Here is a 19,805-nt window from a genome sequence, read left to right as displayed (position 1 = left end):
CTCGCGCCACGGCGCATGCGAACGTAGCTCAGTTGGTAGAGCGCAACCTTGCCAAGGTTGAGGTCGCGAGTTCGAACCTCGTCGTTCGCTCCAGCGAGAAGCCCCCCGGTTCCGGCCGGGGGGCTTCTCTGTGTCCTACGTGCGGTCCTACGTCCAGCTGGTGCCGGTCAGGCGCTCGTACGCCTCCACGTACTTGGCGCGGGTGGCGTCGACGACCTGCTGCGGCAGCGCGGGCGGCGGCTGCTCGCTCTTGCGGTCCCAGCCGGACTCCGCCGAGGTCAGCCAGTCGCGGACGTACTGCTTGTCGTACGACGGCTGCGCGCGGCCCGGCTGCCACTGGTCGGCCGGCCAGAAGCGGGAGGAGTCCGCGGTGAGGACCTCGTCCGCGAGGACCAGGGAGTCGCCGTCGAAGCCGAACTCGAACTTCGTGTCCGCGAGGATGATGCCCCGGTCGCGGGCGATGTCCCGGCCCCGGGAGTAGACGGCGAGGGTCACCTGGCGCAGCTGGGCAGCGGTGTCGGCGCCGACCTGGCGGGCGACCTCCTCGTAGGAGACGTTCTCGTCGTGCTCGCCGACGGCGGCCTTGGTGGCCGGGGTGAAGATCGGGGCGGGCAGTTCGCTGCCGTCGACCAGACCCTCCGGGAGGGCGAGGCCGCAGACCGTGCGGGACTCGTTGTACTCGACCAGGCCCGAGCCGGTCAGATAGCCGCGGGCCACGCACTCCACGGGGACCATCTGGAGCGACTTGCAGATGAGCGTGCGGCCCTCCCAGTCGGCGGGGGCGCCCGCGGGCAGTTCCGTGCTCAGGACGTGGTGGGGGACCAGGTCGGCGAGCTGGTCGAACCACCACAGGGAGAGCTGTGTGAGGATCCGGCCCTTGTCGGGGATCTCGGTCGGCAGCACCCAGTCGTAGGCGGACATGCGGTCGCTGGCGACCATCACGAGGTCGCCCGCCTCGTTCTGGTACAGCTCGCGCACCTTTCCGGTGTGCAGATGCACCAGGCCCGGAACCTGGATCGGCTCGGGCTTTTCGACGAATCCGGACACGGTTCCTCCCCGTGGTTCTGTCCAAGTGGCTCGATTCTCCCGTATGCGAGCTTGATCACGGACAGGGGGTCAGTCGCGTTTGCAGATGCGGTCCAGGAGGTTTGCGGTGGCCCGCTGGATGCGGGCGTCCACGTGGCCAGGACGGTCCAGGGCCGGTGACCAGGCGAAGGTTCCCGCTGCGAACACCCAGGCGCCGGAGGGCGCGCGGTAGAGCGACGTCTCCTGGTGGCGCTTGACCCCCTCCTTGTCGGTGTACGGCGAGTGGGCGAGCAGCACGCGCTCCTCGTGCTCGGGCAGCGGGGTGCGCGGGAAGTAGCGGTCGGCCTCGCCCGCCACCAGACCCTCGATCTCGTCCCCCTCGTGCGCCCCGGTCGCCTCCCACAGCCAGTGGCCGGCGTTGCGCACGATCAGCGGATGCGGCACGGGGACGGGCCCGGCGTACTGGATGCCGATGAGCTGCTGCTCCGCCCGGTCGATCTCCCGCCACAGCACCGGCTTGCCGGGTCCCCTGCGCTTGCGGCAGGTCAGCAGGCGGTCGGGGACGCCGGACGGGGAGGGGCCCAGTTCCACCTGCCAGTACATGGAGTTGGCGGAGAGGAAGACGAGCGAGGTGCCGGCGTCCCGGGCGAGCTCCACGGCTCCGCGCATCGGGGCCGACCAGTACTCGTCGTGGCCCGGGAAGACCAGGCCGCGGTAGCGGGTGGGGTCGACGCGGCCCGCGTGCAGGTCGCCGGCGGTGGCGTAGGCGACGTCGTAGCCGTAGCGCTCGGCCCAGCGGATGAAGTCGCAGGCATGGCCGACGTGCAGGGGGAGGCCCGCGCCCGCGTACGGGCGGTCGAAGGAGACCGTGGTGGCCGCCTCGGCCTCACCCAGTAAACGGCCCTTCTCGTCCCAGGCGTGGTAGAGGCTGGCGCCGGTGCGGCCGTCCTCCGGGTAGAGGTTGTACGCCTGCCAGGTGATGTCGGGCAGGACGAGGAGCAGGTCGGCGGGCTGGTCGTGGCGGACTGTGAAGGGGACATGGGAGCGGTAGCCGTCGGCGGTGGTGAGGACGGCGACGTACGCGCCGATGTTCCAGTACGACGGGATCTGGAGCCGCCAGGAAAGCCACCAGTGGTGGCAGGAGACCGTACGGTCCGCCGTGAGCGGCGAGGGCTGCACGATGCCGGACAGGCGCGGGCTGGTGGTGATCTTCGCGGCGCCGTCACCGCCGTAATGGCCGATGCGGTAGATGTCGACGCCGAACTCCTGCGGCGGGTCGACGGTGATGTGGAAGTCGATGGCCTCGCCTGGCGCGACCGCGCCGGTGGAGGTGAAGCCCTTGATCTGGCGGTGGACGTCGTCTGCCGCGCGGGGGCCGCCGGAGCGGCTGCCCTTCTTCGGGGCGTGGGCCGGATCCTGGTCCACGTACCAGGGGACGACCTGACCACTCTCGTCGACGTACGTCACGTTCCCGCGCAGCCACGGAACGGGGCCCTGCCCGAAGGGATCCGTCACGGCGTGCGCCAGCGCTCCCGACTCCCAGCGGCGGATCTGCTCCGAACCCATGGTTGCTTCCCCTCCCCTTCGCCCCCGTGGTGGTGCGCACTGGTTATGTGATTGTCGTATGTCGCAAGCCCTTGCCATGCACGCGAAGGGTTCAAGCACATCACATAAAGCGCGCACTTCGTTACTGTTCGTTTCGAATTGGCCAGAAGCGGAAGCAGGTGCTCCGGCGGTCAGACGAGCCGGACCGGCTTCTCGGGGCGTATCCCCAGCTCGGCCAGCCAGGCCCGCAGGGGCGTGGAGTCGCCGTCCTCGATCAGTGTGAGGACCTTGGGCGCCAGGTCGGCGGTGCGTTCGCCGTTGTGGAGGAGGGTCGGGCCGTCCAGCCAGTCCAGGCCCGGCGTCGCGCCCGCGGTGTCCATCGCGGCGCAGCAGATCATCGCCGTGAGGTGGTCGGCGAGCAGTTCACGGGCCGTGCGCGGGGGCTGGAGGGGGAAGAGGGGGAGGGCCCGGTCGTCCCAGAGGGCGGCGGGGTCAGGGATGGCCGGGGAGCTGGTGGGGGGAGATCCCACGGTGGAGGGGCCGGTGGAGGGGCCGGTGGAGGGGCCGGTGGAGGGGCCGGTGGCCGACGGTCTTGGCTTCGCGGTGGCCTCCTCGCGGGACAGTTCGGCGCTGAGCCGGGCGGCGAGGGTGGCGCTGCGGGGGGTGGCGCCGGAGAGGTCCTCTTCGTCGTCGGGGGGTGGTCCGGGGCTTCGGGTGGCGAAGGGGAGCTCTCCGGCCCGGTCCGTCAGATGGTCGAGGACACGGGACAGGGTCGGGCCACCGGTGTTCGGGGCCGTGTTTCCCGGGGCCGGGCGGACGCCCATGGTGTCCAGGACGCGGTGGAGGCGGGCCGCGTCGATGCGCCACTTGCGGTCCACGACCTCCTCCGGATACTCACTCCAGCCCACCGGCGACCAGTCGGGCCCGGGCCCCGCGGGGCCGCCGTGGAAGAGGCGCGCGGCGAGGAGGGAGGCTGCCTCGTCGACCGCGCCCGGCTCCTCCAGCAGATCGCAGGCGGGTCTCTCACCGAGACGGGAGGCGAAGCCCTCGGCCAGGCGGTCACGCCGGGACAGCTCCGTGAGCGCCGCCACCACACCGGCGTCGAGCCGGGACGGCCAGCGGCCCATCCGCCAGGCGGGCAGAGCGACCCGGGTCAGCAGCCGGTCCCAGCCCGCGTACGCCAGGCCCACCTGCTCCTGGGCGACGATCCGCAGCCCGTAATCCACAGCCTGTGAACACTCCGCGGCCGCGGCCGCCACCCCCCGCTCCATCTCGGCGGCGTGTACCCGGCAGCTGCGCAGCAGAAGCCGGGCCACCCAGCCGACACCGGCGAGCACGGCCCGCGGCACCGGCCCGCGGTGCGACGCCGAGGCCACGGCCACCGCGGCGTCCAGACCCCGGACGAAGCGCCGGGCGGCGGCTATGTCCGGGTGGGCCGAGGGGCCCGTACCGGCGACGACCGGGGCGAGGACCGCGCGCAGCTCGGCGACCCGCATCCACCACAGGAAGGGCGAGCCGATGACGAGGACCGGCGCGACCGGGTGACGGCGCTGGGTGTGTCTCCCGCTGCCCGCTATGTCGTCGTGCTCCTCGGCGGGGGGCGGCCCGTGGGCCCGGTGAGTGCGGTCCTCCAGCCAGCTGTCGCAGTCCGGCGTGAGCGCTATCGCGGAGGGCGCGGGGACATCGAGGCGGTCGGCGAGGTCGCGCACCATCCGGTAGAGGTCGGGGGCCGCCTCCTCCGTGATGGGGATGGTCGGGCTCATGGCGGGGCGGGCCCGGGCGATGACGAGGGCGATACCCGCGGCGGCGAGCAGCACGAGGACCGCGACCGGCGTCAGGATCCAGCGGACGGCATCCCAGCCGGGGCCGACGAGACGGCCGGTGGCGGCGCCCGCGAGCAGGACCACGGCGACGGCGGCGGGCAGCAGGGCGACGGCCAGCGCGCGACTGCGGATGCGCAGCACCAACAGGGCTCGTGCCCGCGCGGCCTGCGCGCCTGCCTCCACACCCATTCCGGTCACGACCGACCTCACCCCCTCCCCGTTGACCTGACGCTTTCCTTGCTCACTCCCCCACTGTTGCACCGCCCACTGACATCGCAATGCCGCGTGGGCCAAGTGCCGGAACGCTTGCGCCGCACCCTAGTTGGGGCCCCGCCCCCCGTCAGCCGGATAAGGCATCGGTCACTCGATGGAATGGCTTTGGGGAGAGGTGGATGACGGACAGCGAGGATCAGGCCCCGCATACCGAAAACTTCAGGCCCCGGATCCTGAGACGGATCCGGGGCCTGTGGGGTTCATCGAGCGGGGTGGTTTCCCGCGTTGGTGTGAAGCCGGGTGGCGGGGTTGACGAGTGGCGGTGACGCCAGGTGGCGGGCGGGCTCACCGGGGCCGGTGAGCCGGGGGCCTGTGGCTTCGGGGGCCGGTGGCTTCGGGGGCCGGTGAGCCGGGGGCCGGTGGTTCCCGGTGCCGGTGAGCCGGGGGCCGGTGGTTGTCGGTGCCGGTGGTTGTCGGTTACGCACCGGCCGCCTTCGCGGCGATGTCCGTGCGGTGCTGGGAACCCTCGAGCCGGATACGGCCGACGGCCGTGTAGGCGCGGTCGCGGGCCTCCGTGAGGTCCTTGCCGGTGGCCGTGACGGACAGGACGCGGCCGCCCGCGCTGACGATCGCGTCACCGTCGCGCTTGGTGCCGGCGTGCAGCACGTACGCGTGCGGGGCGTCCTGGGCGGCGACCTCGTCGAGACCGGTGATCGGGTCGCCGGTGCGCGGGGTGCCGGGATAGTTGTGCGAGGCGACGACCACGGTCACGGCCGCGTCGTCGCTCCAGCGCAGCGGCTCCAGGTGGGCGAGGTTGCCCGTGGCCGCGGCCATCAGGAGACCGGCCAGCGGCGTCTTCAGCCGGGCCAGGACGACCTGGGTCTCGGGGTCGCCGAAGCGGGCGTTGAACTCGATCACGCGCACGCCGCGGGAGGTGATCGCGAGTCCGGCGTAGAGCAGCCCGGAGAACGGCGTGCCGCGGCGCTTCATCTCGTCCACAGTCGGCTGGAGGACGGTCTGCACCACCTCGTCGACCAGCTTCGGGTCGGCCCACGGCAGCGGGGAGTACGCCCCCATGCCGCCGGTGTTCGGGCCCTCGTCACCGTCCAGCGCGCGCTTGAAGTCCTGGGCGGGCTGGAGCGGCACGACCGTCTCACCGTCGGTGACGGCGAACAGCGAGACCTCGGGGCCGTCGAGGTACTCCTCGATGACCACGCGCTCGCAGGCGACGGCATGGGCCTTGGCCGCCTCCAGGTCGTCGGTGACGACGACGCCCTTGCCGGCGGCGAGCCCGTCGTCCTTGACGACGTACGGGGCGCCGAAGGCGTCGAGGGCCGCGTCGACCTCCTCGGGGGTCGTGCAGACGTACGACCGTGCCGTGGGCACCTCGGCCACCGCCATGACGTCCTTCGCGAAGGCCTTGGAGCCCTCGAGCTGGGCGGCCTGGCCGGACGGGCCGAAGACCGGGATCCCGGCCTCGCGGACGGCGTCGGCGACACCGGCGACCAGCGGCGCCTCCGGGCCGACGACCACGAGCTCCGCGCCGAGCTGTGTGGCCAGCGCGGTGACGGCCGTGCCGTCCAGGGCGTCGACCTGGTGCAGCTCGGCCACCTCGGCGATGCCGGCGTTGCCGGGGGCGCAGTGCAGCGCGGTGACGTCGGGGTCGTGGGACAGGGAGTGGCACAGGGCGTGTTCGCGGGCGCCACTGCCGATGACGAGGACCTTCACGGGGGTCAGCCTAACGGGAGGCGGCGGGTTCCCTTTGTGCGGGCTTCCGAAGGGGGTGGGGATCTCGGGCTGGAGATTCCTCCAAATCGGGGGCTCCGCAGTCTGGGCGTCCGGGGGCTCGTTCGCTGGGCAGGGCTTGTCCGGTCGCCCAGGGCCGGCCGCCTCGGGCTGGTCCGGCCGCTCAGGGCTCGTTCGAGAACTCCTCCACCACCGTCGCCCCCAGCTCCCGGACGATCAGCTCCTGGCCGGAGAGGGCCGACTCGTCGAGGTCGGGGTCGTCGTCCTCGGGGATGTCGTCCTCGACGGAGACGGACCGGGGCTCCGGGGCGGAGGGCTGGGGGACGGGGGCGTTGGGTGCGGGGGCCGGGGTGGAGCTGCGGGTGGGTGTGCTCGACTGCTGGGTGGGGGCGGACGGGGTCGCCGCCTGGGACGTGGCAGGGCGCTGGGCGGTCGCCGTACCGCCGCCGGTGCCGGTGTTGTATCCGCCGCCTCCACCGCCGGCGTTGTAGCCGCCACCGCCGCCGTAGCCACCGGTGCCGCCGCCGTGACCGCCCTGGCCGCCTCCGAACCCGGAAGGGCCGCCCGGGGCCTGCGGCGCGGAGCCGCCGGAGGGGTCGACGATCGCCTCGATCTTCCACTGGACGTTGAACTGATCACCCAGCGCCTGCCGCAGCACGTCCTCACTGCCGCTGCTCAGGAAGTTGTCGCGCGCGCCGGCGTTGACGAAGCCGAGCTGCAGGGTGGTGCCGTCGAAGCCGGCCACTTGGGCGTTCTGGCTGAGCAGGATCCAGGTGAAGCGGCGGCGGTTCTTGACCGCCTCCAGGATGTTCGGCCAGAGCATGCGGGGGTCGAGACCGCCCGGTGCGGGGGCAGGGGTGGAGGCGGCCGGTGCCGGGGCCGAGGGCGCCGGTGGGGTGCTGGGTGCGGGGGCGCTCGGAGCGGGGGTGCTCGCTGCCGGGGGGTTCGACGCGGGTGCGGGTGCGCCCGAGGCGGCCGTGGGCCAGCCGCCGGGGCGACGGCCGCTGCCGGCGGAGGCCGCGGTGGGCCAGGCACCGGGGGCCGGAGCGGAGGCGGCCGCGGGAGCGTCGGAGGGAGCGGGAGCCTGAGCGGACGGTGTCCGGGGCGGCTGGGCCTGCGCAGCCTGGGCGTGCCCGCCGTCGGCGGGACCGGAGGTGGGCGCCGTGTCGGAGGGAGTGCCGGGGGCACCAGGAGCACCTGCCGCGGGCGTACCCGATACCGCCGGCTGCTGCGCGCCCTGCCCCGCCGCAGCGGGGGCATGTGCATGCCCGCCCGCCGCCGCATGACCGCCACCAACCGGGCCCTTGGGGCTCCCTGGGCTCCCGGAGCCCCCACCGTCCGGCGCTCCGGAGCCACGGACCGCCGCCCGGGCTGCGGCCGGGCCGCCGCCCGGCGGCACGGGAGCGGCCACCGGACCGGCCGCCGCCGCCCCATGTCCCTCAGGCCCTGGCGCGTACCCCATGGCGGGCATGCCGGCGGGGCCCTGGGAGGAGAAGTTCACGTCGCGCTCGATCCGGTCCAGGCGGGCCATGACGGACCGCTCGTCGCCGTAGGCGGCGGGGAGCAGGACGCGGGCGCAGATCAGCTCCAGCTGGAGACGGGGCGAGTTGGCGCCGCGCATCTCCGTCAGTCCCTCGTTGACGAGGTCGGCGGCCCGGCTCAGCTCGGCGGCGCCGAAGGTGCCGGCCTGGGCCTGCATGCGCTCGATGACGTCGGCGGGGGCGTCGATGAGCCCCTTCTCGGCCGCATCCGGCACGGCGGCGAGGATCACCAGGTCACGCAGCCGCTCCAGCAGGTCGGTGACGAACCGACGAGGATCGTTCCCGCCCTCGATCACACGGTCGACGACCTCGAAGGCCGCGGCCCCGTCACCGGTCGCGAAGGCCTCGACGACGGAGTCGAGGAGGGAGCCGTCGGTGTACCCGAGCAGGGCCGTTGCCATGGCATACGTCACACCGTCCGCAGCGGCGCCGGCCAGAAGCTGGTCCATGACGGACATGGAGTCACGCACGGACCCGCCACCGGCGCGCACGACGAGCGGGAGGACACCGTCCTCGACCGGGATGGCCTCCTTCTGGCACACCTCGGCGAGGTACTCCCGCAAGGTCCCGGGCGGGACGAGCCGGAACGGATAGTGATGGGTCCGCGACCGGATGGTCCCGATGACCTTCTCGGGCTCGGTGGTCGCGAAGATGAACTTGAGATGCTCCGGCGGCTCCTCGACGACCTTCAGCAGCGCGTTGAAGCCGGCCGACGTGACCATGTGGGCCTCGTCGATGATGTAGATCTTGTACCGACTGCGCGCAGGCCCGAAGAAGGCCTTTTCCCGCAGGTCACGGGCGTCGTCCACGCCGCCGTGCGAAGCCGCGTCGATCTCGATGACGTCGATGGAACCGGGTCCGTTGCGCGCGAGGTCCTGACACGACTGGCACTCACCGCACGGCGTGGGCGTAGGGCCCTGCTCGCAGTTCAGACACCGCGCCAGGATTCGCGCACTGGTCGTCTTGCCGCAGCCGCGCGGCCCGCTGAACAGGTACGCGTGGTTGACCCGGTTGTTCCGCAGCGCCTGCTGCAACGGGTCGGTGACATGCTGCTGCCCGATGACCTCGGCGAAGGTCTCCGGGCGATAGCGGCGGTACAGAGCGAGAGACGACACGCATACGAGGTTATAGGCGCCTACTGACAACGGACCCCGCCACAGGAACCCCGGAACGCAAACGCCCCCCACGCACCCGCCAGAGCCAACCTACCCTTGCTGCCTTCCGGCCCTGGGGGAGTTCAGTCAGATAGCGCCGCGTGAGGGGCTGCGCCAAGGTTACCTGATGTCGGGGGCAGGGAACGAGTTCGCGAGCACTCCCCTCGGTCATGTAATGTTCCTGGCGGAGGATTCGCCTAGAGGCCTAGGGCGCACGCTTGGAAAGCGTGTTGGGGGCAACCCCTCACGAGTTCGAATCTCGTATCCTCCGCCAGTGCCTCACCGGGCACGATGTCGAAGGGCCCCACCGCTTGCGGTGGGGCCCTTCGTCGTGCTCCGTCTCACATTCCGTCTCGGTCAGGCCCCCGGCCCCCGGTGGCCGTTTCCGACGCGGGAACGGGCCCACGCCGTGCCTGCCGGTACTCCGCGTACAGCCGGTCGGCGGTCTCGCAGGTGCCGATGGCCTCACCGTCATCGTTCACAGTCCGGCAGGCCGGGCACCCGGGGCAGTGCAGCAGCATGCGCAGGTACGCGGCCCGTTCGGGACCGCTCGGGCACTGATGGTCCCCGTTCTCGTAGTGATCGCACAGGGCGATGACGGAGCGGGCGAGGACTTGCGCGTGGGCGATCCGGGCGGAAGGAGTGTGGCCGGGTTCCGCACGCAGCCGCAAGCGCCCCTCCCCGATGCAGAAGAAGGCACGGACCCCCGGCACGTCGTCCTCGGACAGGACTGGCTCTTCCGTCTCGATCTCGGTGATGACGAGCATCAGGTGTCCGCGTAACTGGAGCGTGAGCGTCCCCGACTCCTCGAGGCAGAGCACCTCGGCATCCTCCGCCAGCACGCGCCGCGCAGGCGCGCATCACGTCGAGGTCCAACGGCAGAGCCTCGGTCGCGGGCGCGGTCACGACTCGTCCTCGTCGATCGCCGAGTCGCCCTGCATCACCAGCGCCAGCACATCGCCGGACCTGCACAGGCGACCGGGACGGACCATGGGCACCATCCAGTACGAGGCTTGCGTCCGCTCGTCCCGCTCAGTGCGGTCGGCACGCGGCACGCCCAGGTAAGTGCCCTCCCCCAGGCACTCCGCGACCGGCGCGAGCCACGCCTGTGCGGTACCGGGCGGCACGAGGGCGTAGTAGCGCCGGAATCCCGGGTCGTGGATGACCGGGCCACCACCGAGGTACTGAGCGAGCCGTTCACTCAGGACAGACGACTCGTCGCTTCCAGCAGCACGGTGCACGATCTGCTCAGGAAGACGGACCGCCTCAAAGAGGCTCCCCAGCGGGATCAGCGCGAGCCTCGCGGCGCTGCCCCACTCGCTGCGTGCCGTATCCGGCGACGGGTGGGCGGAGGCCAGCCAGCCCTCGACGCTTCCGCGGGGCGACGGGCTGGACAGGGATGTCAGGATCGCCGCCGGGGCCAAAGTCTCTGCCATGTCGATCTGCGCTCTCAGAAGGTGGCCATTCCCCGGAACCGCGTCAGCGACCACCGAGGATTTCGTCTCGCGATCGTCGTGCGGATGCCCGGGACGGAGGAACCTCTCCCAAAGCCACTTCGGGACGTCCCTCAGGCGGTAGAACGTCCTTGGAAGCGTCCCGACGTACCGCGGGGGATCTCGAGATGCCGAATGAGAGGCTGCGGGCCGTCATGGCGGCCGGGGGCTGGACCTGCGAGTCCCTGGCAGCGAAGGCAGAGGTGGACCCCAAGTCCGTGGAGCGGTGGGTGAATCTGGGACGCGTACCCCGGCGCCGCACCGCCCACAAGGCCGCAGAAGCCCTGAGGGAGGACGTCTATGCCCTGTGGCCGGCGCTGCGGCAGGCGAAGGCAGCGCGGGCGGTGAGCCCTGAACTGGTCGCCTTGTACGGACACCGGGCGGACGTGCCGGTGTCCGCATTCATCGATCTTCTCGCCCCGGCACGTGAGCGCATTGACGTCCTGGTGTACGCGGCGGTGTTCCTGCACGAGGCGTACCCCCGACTCAACGAACTGCTGCGGGAGCGGGCAGAAGCCGGCTGCACCATGCGCATCGCATTAGGAGACGCAAACTCCTCGAACGTCCAACAGCGAGGCAGAGAAGAGAAGTTCGGCCACGGCATCGAATCGCGATGCCGACTGGCGGTCATGCACTGTCAGCCGTTGATCGGGGTAGCCGGTGTCGAGGTACGCACGCACGGGACGACCCTCTACAACAGCCTTTACCGTGCGGATGATCAGGTGCTCGTCAACGCCCACCTGTTCGGCGTGAACGCCTACGCCGCCCCGGTGTGGCATCTGCGCAGAAGTGACGACGGCGGCATGTTCGACACGTATGCCGCCAGCTTCGACGCCGTGTGGGAGACCGCCCGGCCAGTGGAGGGGACCTAGTGGCCCGCACCGAGTACTACGACGACCCCGAGGCCCCGGAACCGAACAGCCTCGTCGTGGCAGCCTCGGCGGTTGTCACCGACGACCAGGGCCGCATCCTGCTCCAACGCCGCAGGGACAACGACCTGTGGGCCCTGCCCGGCGGCGGCATGGACATGAGCGACTCCCTCCCCGGCTGCGCAATCCGTGAGGTCAAGGAGGAAACGGGCTACGACATCGAGATCACGGGACTAGTCGGAACCTACACGGACCCCCGGCACGTGATCGCCTACAGCGACGGCGAGGTACGCCGCCAGTTCAACATCTGTTTCCGGGCCCGCACCGTCGGAGGCGAGCTGACCATCTCCGACGAGTCCACAGAGGCGCGGTTCGTCGACCCCTCGGAACTGGACGCACTCCCCATGCACCACACCCAGCGCCTGAGGCTTCGCCACTTCCTGGAAAACCGTCCGGCGCCCTACTTGGGGTAGGACGAGGCCCGTACACCGTCTCCAGTCCGTTCGAAATGCCGGACTGCAGACGCACCTCACCGCGGAAGCCGCCACAACTCCAGAACCGCCAGGACAGCCCGGTATATCTGCTCGACAACCGACAATTCCACCAGCGCCAATCCCGGCCTCCTGCCACACGCCGCCACAACGTGCAGAGAAAAGCCGGTCACGGCCACTGTCAACCATCAGCTGAGACCGAAATGTCAAGCATCTCCCGGGACCGGACAGCCCCGCGCTACAGACTGAGTTACGACTTTCTCTACTGGTTTCAAGGCCCGCGCACGGCGCGGGCGCGCGCCGCCTCTGCGGCGCACTACGTGCAGCGGGCAGAAGCGAGGAAATCACCCGCGGGTCAAAGACGTGCCTCCGGCGGGGGCGCTCAGGCTCCAGGATGGCGGGGGCGCCGTCCGCGAGTGCCGGCCGGAGTAGTGGCGTGCGCGGGTAGCTCCCATCCCGCCTGCCATCGACCCAGGCAGAGCCGAGCAGACGCGGCCCCTGGCGTCCAGGTCGTTCGTACAGTGACGCGCTCCACCTGGACGCCAGGAACCACGCCCGCTCCACGGTGTGTGGGTCGACGGCAGACGGGATGGGAGCTGGGGGCGCGTTGTGGCTAGCGTCGGCACCTCTCGCTGTATTCGCACCAATGCTCGACCAAACTTACGCCCATCTCTGCCCAAGGCGCCTTAAATGACACTTACGAACACACCATGTGCAATCGTTCATAAGCGGGCACAACTAATCATAAAGTGTTGGTCGCGTAACGGAATGGCCCATGAGTGCCCCCGGCATCCGAACACAGGAGGAATCCGATGTCCGACATGTATCCCGGCGCCAACGTAGTCAAGCTCGCGGGCCCTGGCGTCGCAGGGATGGAACAGGATCCCCCTCTTTTCCACTACGACGTCTCCCCCGAGGAGGTGCCGATGCTGCTGGCAGATCCCGTCAAGTTCCTCCAGGAACGCGGCATGGGAGAGGAGCAAGGCATCGCGCCTGCCGGGAAGATGACCGTCACCTTCACGTCGAACATGTGGGACGGCACTCGGTGGGTCGAAGAATCCGGCGGGCCCGAGCTGAGGCACTCGTGTTGTTACGTCACTGATGCTCAGTCGGTCTGCGTGCCGCACTCACAACCGCACTGAACTTGAGGCAGTGTCGGCGGCCCTGACGACCAGCCGGTGCCGAGCGCAAACGTGCCCTTCGCGTGCCCGGTTGAGTGGTGGCAGGCGGGGAGCAGCGGGGAACGGCGGTCCGGCCGCTGGATACGCACAGGTCAGCGACGCGGCTAGTCAGGAGGTGAGCGCGTACGCGATCTTCCAAACTGGTGCTGTACAGCAGCGAAGTACAGCAACCCCAGCATCCGGCCCTGCCCGGTAGGGCACTCACACGGCCGTTCCGCGAACGGTATGACCATCAGCGACCGATCCACATAGAGCTACGGATCAGAAGGTCGCAGGTTTGCTCTCCGCCCGGTGCACAAGGAACAGGTCCTCGGAGAAATCCGAGGCCTCTGTTGTTTGGACAGCCAGGGCTCTCCGCCCCGGGTTGGTCAAAGGGGGGACTGTCACCCGCAGCCGGATGTAGTCATGGCCCAGGGGCCCAGTGCGGCGGGAGCCGTCCGGACGCCAGCCGTGCCGGGCGTAGAACGCCTGCGCCCGCGCGTTGGCCTCCCAGCACTCCAGCACTCCTTCGGTGAGCCCGTCCGCCTGCAACTGCCGCACGAACGCCTCGTGCAGCATGCTGCCGACGCCGCGGCCCCAGCCGTTCGGTTCGACACCAATCTGTTGCAACTCTCGTACCGATGCGGCATCGAGGTCGTCGAACTTCGGCGGTCCGGCCATGAGGAAACCGACCACACGGCCTTCGAGGGTGGCAGCGACCTGCGCCCGGCCTTCAGCTACCGCGCGCTCCCAGTAGACGCTGATGCGTTCCGCACTCGCCAGCTCCTCCGCCGGCACGCCGCCCGTCGTGTAGTACGCCGTGCGGGTACGGGTATGCAGCGCAGCGAGGGCCGCGGCCTCTTCCTCATGGGCCGAGCGGATGCTGATCCGTGTATCGGTCATGCGGACGAAGACGCCCCATGCCGTGATCTGGTTCCGACGCCGCTGGAAGCCGTCAGAAGCGCCCCAGTCGGATGGCTGCGGGAGATCGGTGATGGCAGGCGGCAAAGGCTCAAGTCGGCTTTCGAACAGCCTGGTCAGGTGGTGCCCGCCCGTCTCAGTTTCCGTCTCATTCAGCGCCGTTCACGGCCGTTCAAGCGAGACCCGGAGCCGTCCCCACCTCTCCGACCAGCCGCCCATGAACCCAGGTGAACGCCCTCGCACAGAGCCCACCACCCCACCAACACAGTTGGAAAGCGTGTTGGGGCAACCCCTCACGAGTTCGAATCTCGTATCCTCCGCCAGTGCCTCACCGGGCACGATGTCGAAGGGCCCCACCGTTCGCGGTGGGGCCCTTCGACGTGCTTGATCTCAGTTTTGGTCTCAGTTGCCATGATCGGATGGCGCGGACCTGGGCAGCGTGCGCGTCATGTCGACGGCGACCGCGGGCCTGATCCGTTTCTCCATGCGAACCGCACGCCAGCTGATCAGCGCATCCCCGTCCTGACCACCGAACGCGCAAGAACGGTCCCAGCCCATACCAGTCAGTCTCTGGAGCTACCGAGCCTCGCATGCGCGAGGTCCAATACATGAGCCGTGGCGTGCCGCTTGAGACGTCAATGGCCTCACGTGGCCTACAGCCCTTGACGATTGACCTCCGAGTGCCCGGTCCGGCTCAGCCGTTCGGTCAGAAAGGCGAGGATCTCGTCTCTGGCCTTCAGTGTGGGGTGTCCGTCCTCGTCCACGAGGTGGGCGGTAACCACACTGTGGGGGGACCCCACCACATCACGGAAGAACGGGGGCGGGTTCGTGTTCGCAGAACCGCCTGGAAGGACGCGGCCGTCGAAGGCGTCGCCGAGTAGGGCTCGGTACGCGGCGAAACGCTGCCCGGTGCACCAACGGTCGTTGTCGAAGCGGTAGGCGAGGACCTTCAGTCCGTCGCGTGCAACGCGCTCCTGGACCGCGTGCGCGTCCTCTTCGCTCATCTCCAGGCCGGCGGGATCGTCCAAAGGCAGTGATGGATGGTTGACCACCGGCGCGATGACGGCAGGCTCAATCGCCATGGTGAGTGCGAAGTTGCCCGTGAAGCACAGTCCGATCGCACCGACTCCGGGACCGCCACACTCGGCGTGGGCTTGGCGCGCCAGCCCACGCAGCCACGCCACGACAGGGCTGGTACCACCCCCGGCAAAGGCACGGAACTCGGCACTGACACACGCCCGGCGAATCACCTCCTGCCCACCCTCGACCGTGGGATGGGCACCGTCGGTCCCGAAGAGCGAGGGAAGGTACACGGTGAAACCCGCATCCCGCACCCACCGCGCCAGCCGAAGGACGTCGGGGCTGATACCAGGCATCTCCGGCATCAATACGACGGCCGGCCCAGAACCGGCGACATGCACCGTCTTCACCACCCCGGCCACGTCCACCATCCGGTGGGAGAAGTCCGTGATCGCGTCGCCAAGACGTCCGTTGGAAGCGGTCATGGCGACAGCGTGGACTGATGAACCCGCACAAGGCGATAGGCTGGATCGCCACATAGAGGGGCGATCTCGCCACAGGGCGTGGTGGTCAGGAGGCGACCATGAGCGCACTGCGGGTTGGCGTTCTGGCCTACCCGGGCTGCTTCGCGTCCGAGGTGTTCGGCGTGCCCGACCTGTTGACGATGGCCACGCACGTTGCCGGTCCGGACCGCTCGGGCTACGAGGTGTCGGTCGTTTCACCTCGTCGTCGCATCACCGCATCGGGCGGTGTGGCGTTGGCCGTCGCTCCGCTCCGCGAGGTCGACGTTCTTGTCGTGCCGGGATTCGAGCTGGTGCCGGGTCTCGACGTGGACGCGAAACTCACGGCCCTCGCCCCTGAGATTGCGGCGATCCGCTCACACACCGCTGCGGGTAACGCCGTCGTCTCGATCTGTGTCGGCGCCTTCCTGCTCGCCGAGGCAGGGCTTCTCAACCGGCGCCGGGCTACGACGGCGTGGCTTCTCGCCGACGAACTGGCTCAACGCTGTCCGGAAGCCGACGTCCGCCCCGAACATCTGGTCGTCACCGACAAGGGGGTGACGACGACCGCGGCCTTCAGTGCCATGTACGACTTCGCGCTGGAACTGATCCGCCAACACAGCGGTGCTGACGTGGCACGGGCAACCGCGCGGGTGGCGCTCGTCGACGACGCGCGGTCCTCCCAGACTCCATACGTCGACGCGCGACTTCTTCCGCATCCCGGAAACGAGTTCTCCCGCAGGGTCATGCGACGACTCGACCAGGACCTCGCCGCCCGATACGACCTCGCGGCGTTGGCGGACGCGTTCAGGGTCAGCACTCGGACGCTGTTGCGGCGCTTCGCTGACGAGACCGGCCGGAGTCCTCTCGAGTACCTACAGTCATCGCGCGTCCGCCGTGCCCGCCACCTGCTTGAGACCACGGATCGAACCGTCGCCAGCATCTCCACCACGGTCGGATACAAGGACCCCGGGACCTTCGCCGCTCTCTTCGCCAAGCACACCGGACAACGCCCAAGGGACTACCGCGCGACCTTCAGGCGTGGTGCCGACTGATCGCGGCCATCCCCTGGTGCGGGATTCGCCAGCGACCTTGCGTCCATCCGCGCTCGCGGTACCGGCGCGGAGGGCGACCCACACCCCAGGCGTCGTGCGGGCAATGTCGCCGTGGGCAAGGCCCTGACCCGCGTGGGAGCGTGCCATCGCCTTCGGTGACTCGGTAGAGGTGCCCGGCGAGCACATCGCCGACTTCAGGGTGAACGGGCCTTCAGTCTTGGGCATCCCCCGTGGGCATCCCGGCCCTGAGATGAGGCTGCGGTCTCGGCTCACGAGATACCTGCCGACCACGCAGCGCATCTGGTGGTGGCGGACGCGCAGGGTCAGCACGTGGCGGTACTCGGGCTGCGGATGACGGCGCTGCGCATGGGCACCCGAGGCAGCGTCCTCACCGGCACTGATGTCACCGGATCGTACGAATGTCAGCTGCGGATGGACCGCAGCACCGGCGCGCTCCAGGTTCAGGTGAAGTACGAGACCGCTGACCGGTTGCGCCCTGCCGCCAGGCTGGAGGCCGTCCGGTTCGCTGCTGCGCTGAGCACCCACCACACGCTGCGCGTGATACTGGCGGGTCGTGTGACCTCATCGGCGTTGTCCGTCCGCCATCCTTGAATCCTGTGCGTACCGGTTCCCCTCGCGGAACCATCCTGCTCTTCGACGGCGAGGTGTTCCCCATCAGTAAGCCCAGTGGATCAACACTGGCCGCCTGGCTACTCAGCCTTGACACAGCGCGGCTGGAGAGGGTCCTCACAACGAGGACCAATGCCGTGTCCCCTCCGGAACCGAGGTCGATCGGCGAACTGGCGGACCGCCTTCAGCGCCCCGGGGCAGTGGCACAGGTCCTGCCCCGGCTCTCGCTCCCGCAGCTGCAGGTGGCCGAGGCACTCGCGGCGCTGACGCCCACCACCCTCGATGCCTTGGCGGAACTGCTGGGAGCGGTGGACGGGCAGCGTGCTCGCGGCCTGGATGCGGCCCTTCAGGCGCTGGCCGATCACGCGCTGGTCTGGCTGGACGACGAGGGGCTGCTGCGCATGGTGGCGCCGTTGCGACAGGCGTGGGACGCTCCGTTGGGACTGGACGCGCCACTGCGTCAGCTGCTGAAGGACACCACCTCCGACGAACTGCGTCGCATGCTGGTGTCGTTGGGGATCAAGTCCGGTGGCACCAAGCGACAGCGGCTGGTGGACCTGGTGGAACACCACAGCGACCGGGAACGGCTCGCCGAACTCGTGGCACGGGCTCCGGTGGCCACCCGCACGCTGCTCGAGCGCCGGGCGGGGACCGCGCCGGAGCGGTCGGAGTTCATCATGGTCGGGGCTCCGGGGATCGACTCGGAGCCGGGTTCGCGATGGGCGCTGGAGCGGGGACTGCTGGTTCAGGACCGTCGCGGGTACGGAACGGCCCGCATGCCGGCCGAGGTGGCGCTCGCACTGCGCGGGCCCGGCTGGCGTGCTCCGTTCGAGCCCGCGCCTCCCGACGTGGCCACTCTGTCCGTCACCCCGGCCGAGGTGGACCGCGAGGCGACGGCCGCGGCTATGGCGTTCAGCGACCATGCCGCCTCGGTTCTCACGGTGTGCGCCGCCTCACCGCCGGCCCGGTTGAAGACCGGCGGGATCGGAGCACGAGAACTCTCCCGGCTCGGCAAGGCGGCACGCTGTGACGACATCGGGGTACGCATCGTGCTCGAAACGGCCTACGCGGCCGGGCTGTTGGCCCGGGACGGCGACAGGGTCTCGGCGACGGAAGGCTACGACGCCTGGGCGGAACAGGAACCGGCCGAACAGTTCGCGGTGCTTCTCCAGGCGTGGCGGACACTGCGACTCACCCCCGGCCAGGCCCGCGACGAGGATGGCAAGGCCGTGCCCGCGCTTGCCGGAACACCTCCCTGCGGCGGCTGTCGGCAGGCCCGGGAGGGTCTCCTCACCGCCGCGGCCCGGCTTCCGTCGGGGCAGGGCGTGAAGAGTCACGCTGACCTGGGCCCACTCGTCGCCTGGCACCGTCCGCTCGCCGACCCGCTGCCTCAGGACTCCACGCCGTTCACCACCGTGATCCGCGAGGCGGTACTGCTCGGCGTTCTCGCCCGGGGCGCTCTGTCCCCCATCGGGACCGCCCTGCTGGACAATGACGCCGAAGCACCGGCCGCCGCCTGCCGGCGGCTGCTTCCCGCCGCCACCAGAACCGCACGCTTTGGCGCCGACCTCACAGCCGTCGTCACCGGCACGCCGTCCGCCCGTCTCACCACGCTGCTGGATTCGGTCGCCGACCGCGAAACCGGCGGTACGGCATCGGTGTGGCGGTTCAGTCCCGGCAGCGTCCGCCGGGCCCTGGACGCCGGCCGCACTCCCGACGCCGTCGAAGCCGACCTGACCGCCGTCGCCGTCGAACCTCTCCCCCAGCCACTGGCGTACCTGATCCACGACACCGCGCGCGGTCACGGCCGGGTGCGCATCGCCCCCGCGGCCTGTGTGCTCCATGGTGAAGAGCCCGCGCTCCTGGCCGAGCTGGCCGCCCACCGGGAGCTCGCCCGACTCGGCCTGCGGCACCTGGCGCCGACCGTATTGGTAAGCCGGACCTCGCTCGACAACACCCTCGCCGCGCTCCGGGCCGCGGGCTACGCCCCAGTCGCCGAGACCGACGACGGGACGGTACGCGTCGAGAAGGCGCAGCGCCACCGTGCCGTCGCCCCGGTCCCGCCCCCGCGCCTGTCCAGCGGTGCCTCCCACCGCCGGAAGACCGACGGCCGTGCGGAGGAGGCTCCCGCCTCAGCCGACCTGCGTGCCCTGGCCACTCGACTGAGGACCGCACCACCGGCCACCCCGCAGCCCGACCCGTACAACGGCATCCCCTTCGACAGCGACACCGAGGAAATCATCGCCGGGTACGCCAGTCAGCTGTCCCTCACCGATGTTCGGCAGCTGGCTCATGCCGTCAACGAAGGCCAGGCAATCACCATCGAATACGTCGCCGCCTCGGGCAACCGCACCATACGCACGCTCACCGAGCTCGATCTCGACCCGCCCCACGTGTACGCCTGGTGCCATCTGCGCAACGACGAACGCGTCTTCACCCTCTCCCGCATTCACGGCGTCATGCCCGGGTAGCCGCGTGGTCTCAGTTCTGGTCTCATTCACCCTCGTACGGCGCCATCCGAAACCCTCGCCGTCACTCACTCCACCGCAGGTCAGAACGCTCCGCCCTCCGCCAGTGCCTCACCGGGCACGATGTCGAAGGGCCCCACCGCTTGCGGT

15 protein-coding genes, 2 tRNA genes and 1 other RNA gene are annotated in these 19,805 nt (G+C 70.2%); 8 read left to right on the top strand and 10 right to left on the bottom strand.

Annotation, left to right across the window (positions count from 1 at the left end):
• The first annotated feature begins 17 nt into the window (after positions 1-17).
• Positions 18-93: transfer RNA gene (locus tag ACZ6TU_RS30490), tRNA-Gly, on the top strand.
• A gap of 54 nt (positions 94-147) precedes the next feature.
• On the opposite strand, the gene ACZ6TU_RS30485 is transcribed toward ACZ6TU_RS30490, so the two are convergent.
• The 6 genes from ACZ6TU_RS30485 to ffs form a co-directional block, all read right to left on the bottom strand.
• Positions 148-1,047, bottom strand: coding sequence for a phosphoribosylaminoimidazolesuccinocarboxamide synthase (locus tag ACZ6TU_RS30485; protein ID WP_467677814.1), 900 nt, complete (start codon positions 1,045-1,047; stop codon positions 148-150).
• A 69-nt stretch (positions 1,048-1,116) separates the two neighbouring features.
• Positions 1,117-2,592, bottom strand: a complete 1,476-nt coding sequence (locus tag ACZ6TU_RS30480) for a N,N-dimethylformamidase beta subunit family domain-containing protein (RefSeq protein WP_467677816.1) — start codon at positions 2,590-2,592, stop codon at positions 1,117-1,119.
• A gap of 170 nt (positions 2,593-2,762) precedes the next feature.
• Positions 2,763-4,583 carry a hypothetical protein gene (locus ACZ6TU_RS30475; protein ID WP_469552251.1) on the bottom strand — a complete coding sequence of 607 codons (1,821 nt, stop codon included), beginning with the start codon at positions 4,581-4,583 and terminating at the stop codon, positions 2,763-2,765.
• Between the two features lie 501 nt (positions 4,584-5,084).
• Entirely contained in the window at positions 5,085-6,335 is a 1,251-nt protein-coding gene (purD, locus tag ACZ6TU_RS30470) for a phosphoribosylamine--glycine ligase (RefSeq protein WP_467677818.1), read from the bottom strand.
• 181 nt (positions 6,336-6,516) lie between these two features.
• Positions 6,517-9,009, bottom strand: a complete 2,493-nt coding sequence (locus ACZ6TU_RS30465) for a DNA polymerase III subunit gamma and tau (RefSeq protein WP_469552214.1) — start codon at positions 9,007-9,009, stop codon at positions 6,517-6,519.
• A 54-nt stretch (positions 9,010-9,063) separates the two neighbouring features.
• An RNA gene (gene ffs, locus ACZ6TU_RS30460) (signal recognition particle sRNA small type) lies at positions 9,064-9,162 on the bottom strand.
• A gap of 72 nt (positions 9,163-9,234) precedes the next feature.
• Between ffs and ACZ6TU_RS30455 the strand changes: the two genes are divergently transcribed.
• Positions 9,235-9,322 (top strand) — tRNA-Ser (locus tag ACZ6TU_RS30455).
• A 67-nt stretch (positions 9,323-9,389) separates the two neighbouring features.
• Here ACZ6TU_RS30455 and ACZ6TU_RS30450 read toward each other — a convergent pair.
• Together ACZ6TU_RS30450 and ACZ6TU_RS30445 are read right to left on the bottom strand one after the other, a co-directional pair.
• Entirely contained in the window at positions 9,390-9,869 is a 480-nt protein-coding gene (locus tag ACZ6TU_RS30450; protein WP_469552212.1) for a DUF6415 family natural product biosynthesis protein, read from the bottom strand.
• Positions 9,870-9,950: 81 nt separating this feature from the next.
• On the bottom strand, positions 9,951-10,484 hold the full coding sequence (locus tag ACZ6TU_RS30445) for a hypothetical protein (protein ID WP_469552210.1): 534 nt from the start codon (positions 10,482-10,484) through the stop codon (positions 9,951-9,953).
• A gap of 185 nt (positions 10,485-10,669) precedes the next feature.
• On the opposite strand from ACZ6TU_RS30445, the gene ACZ6TU_RS30440 reads away from it, so the two are divergent.
• The 3 genes from ACZ6TU_RS30440 (at position 10,670) to ACZ6TU_RS30430 (ending at position 13,043) form a co-directional block, all read left to right on the top strand.
• A complete protein-coding gene (locus tag ACZ6TU_RS30440; RefSeq protein ID WP_469552208.1) occupies positions 10,670-11,413 on the top strand; it encodes an XRE family transcriptional regulator in 744 nt (247 codons plus the stop codon).
• Complete coding sequence (locus ACZ6TU_RS30435) at positions 11,413-11,883, top strand: NUDIX hydrolase (protein WP_469552206.1); 471 nt, start codon at positions 11,413-11,415, stop codon at positions 11,881-11,883. Before ACZ6TU_RS30440 ends, ACZ6TU_RS30435 begins: the two co-directional genes overlap by 1 nt.
• Before the next feature lie 830 nt (positions 11,884-12,713).
• A complete protein-coding gene (locus tag ACZ6TU_RS30430) occupies positions 12,714-13,043 on the top strand; it encodes a hypothetical protein (protein WP_467677827.1) in 330 nt (109 codons plus the stop codon).
• A gap of 300 nt (positions 13,044-13,343) precedes the next feature.
• Here ACZ6TU_RS30430 and ACZ6TU_RS30425 read toward each other — a convergent pair whose 3' ends face one another.
• Both ACZ6TU_RS30425 and ACZ6TU_RS30420 read right to left on the bottom strand, forming a co-directional pair.
• On the bottom strand, positions 13,344-14,069 hold the full coding sequence (locus ACZ6TU_RS30425; protein WP_469552204.1) for a GNAT family N-acetyltransferase: 726 nt from the start codon (positions 14,067-14,069) through the stop codon (positions 13,344-13,346).
• A 566-nt stretch (positions 14,070-14,635) separates the two neighbouring features.
• Positions 14,636-15,487: a dienelactone hydrolase family protein gene (locus ACZ6TU_RS30420; protein WP_469552202.1), complete on the bottom strand. Its 852-nt coding sequence runs from the start codon at positions 15,485-15,487 to the stop codon at positions 14,636-14,638.
• Positions 15,488-15,585: 98 nt separating this feature from the next.
• Between ACZ6TU_RS30420 and ACZ6TU_RS30415 the strand changes: the two genes are divergently transcribed.
• The 3 genes from ACZ6TU_RS30415 to ACZ6TU_RS30405 all read left to right on the top strand — a co-directional run bounded on the left by ACZ6TU_RS30415 (position 15,586) and on the right by ACZ6TU_RS30405 (position 19,658).
• Complete coding sequence (locus tag ACZ6TU_RS30415) at positions 15,586-16,557, top strand: GlxA family transcriptional regulator (protein ID WP_469552199.1); 972 nt, start codon at positions 15,586-15,588, stop codon at positions 16,555-16,557.
• 330 nt (positions 16,558-16,887) lie between these two features.
• On the top strand, positions 16,888-17,169 hold the full coding sequence (locus ACZ6TU_RS30410) for a hypothetical protein (RefSeq protein WP_469552198.1): 282 nt from the start codon (positions 16,888-16,890) through the stop codon (positions 17,167-17,169).
• 53 nt (positions 17,170-17,222) lie between these two features.
• Positions 17,223-19,658 carry a helicase-associated domain-containing protein gene (locus tag ACZ6TU_RS30405; RefSeq protein ID WP_469552249.1) on the top strand — a complete coding sequence of 812 codons (2,436 nt, stop codon included), beginning with the start codon at positions 17,223-17,225 and terminating at the stop codon, positions 19,656-19,658.
• The last annotated feature ends 147 nt before the right edge of the window (positions 19,659-19,805 follow it).

It is taken from the genome of Streptomyces sp. NPDC052064 (assembly GCF_055585925.1).
Note: the sequence above shows the minus strand (reverse complement) of the source record. Positions and strands in the feature narration are given on the sequence as shown.

What these genes read in the sequence shown, in the direction of transcription:
- ACZ6TU_RS30445 (WP_469552210.1), bottom strand. Translation starts at nt 10,484, where the DNA reads ATGGCAGAGACTTTGGCCCCGGCGGCGATCCTGACATCCCTGTCCAGC.
- ACZ6TU_RS30440 (WP_469552208.1), top strand. Translation starts at nt 10,670, where the DNA reads ATGCCGAATGAGAGGCTGCGGGCCGTCATGGCGGCCGGGGGCTGGACC.
- ACZ6TU_RS30430 (WP_467677827.1), top strand. Translation starts at nt 12,714, where the DNA reads ATGTCCGACATGTATCCCGGCGCCAACGTAGTCAAGCTCGCGGGCCCT.
- ACZ6TU_RS30415 (WP_469552199.1), top strand. Translation starts at nt 15,586, where the DNA reads ATGAGCGCACTGCGGGTTGGCGTTCTGGCCTACCCGGGCTGCTTCGCG.
- ACZ6TU_RS30475 (WP_469552251.1), bottom strand. Translation starts at nt 4,583, where the DNA reads ATGGGTGTGGAGGCAGGCGCGCAGGCCGCGCGGGCACGAGCCCTGTTG.
- ACZ6TU_RS30420 (WP_469552202.1), bottom strand. Translation starts at nt 15,487, where the DNA reads ATGACCGCTTCCAACGGACGTCTTGGCGACGCGATCACGGACTTCTCC.
- ACZ6TU_RS30480 (WP_467677816.1), bottom strand. Translation starts at nt 2,592, where the DNA reads ATGGGTTCGGAGCAGATCCGCCGCTGGGAGTCGGGAGCGCTGGCGCAC.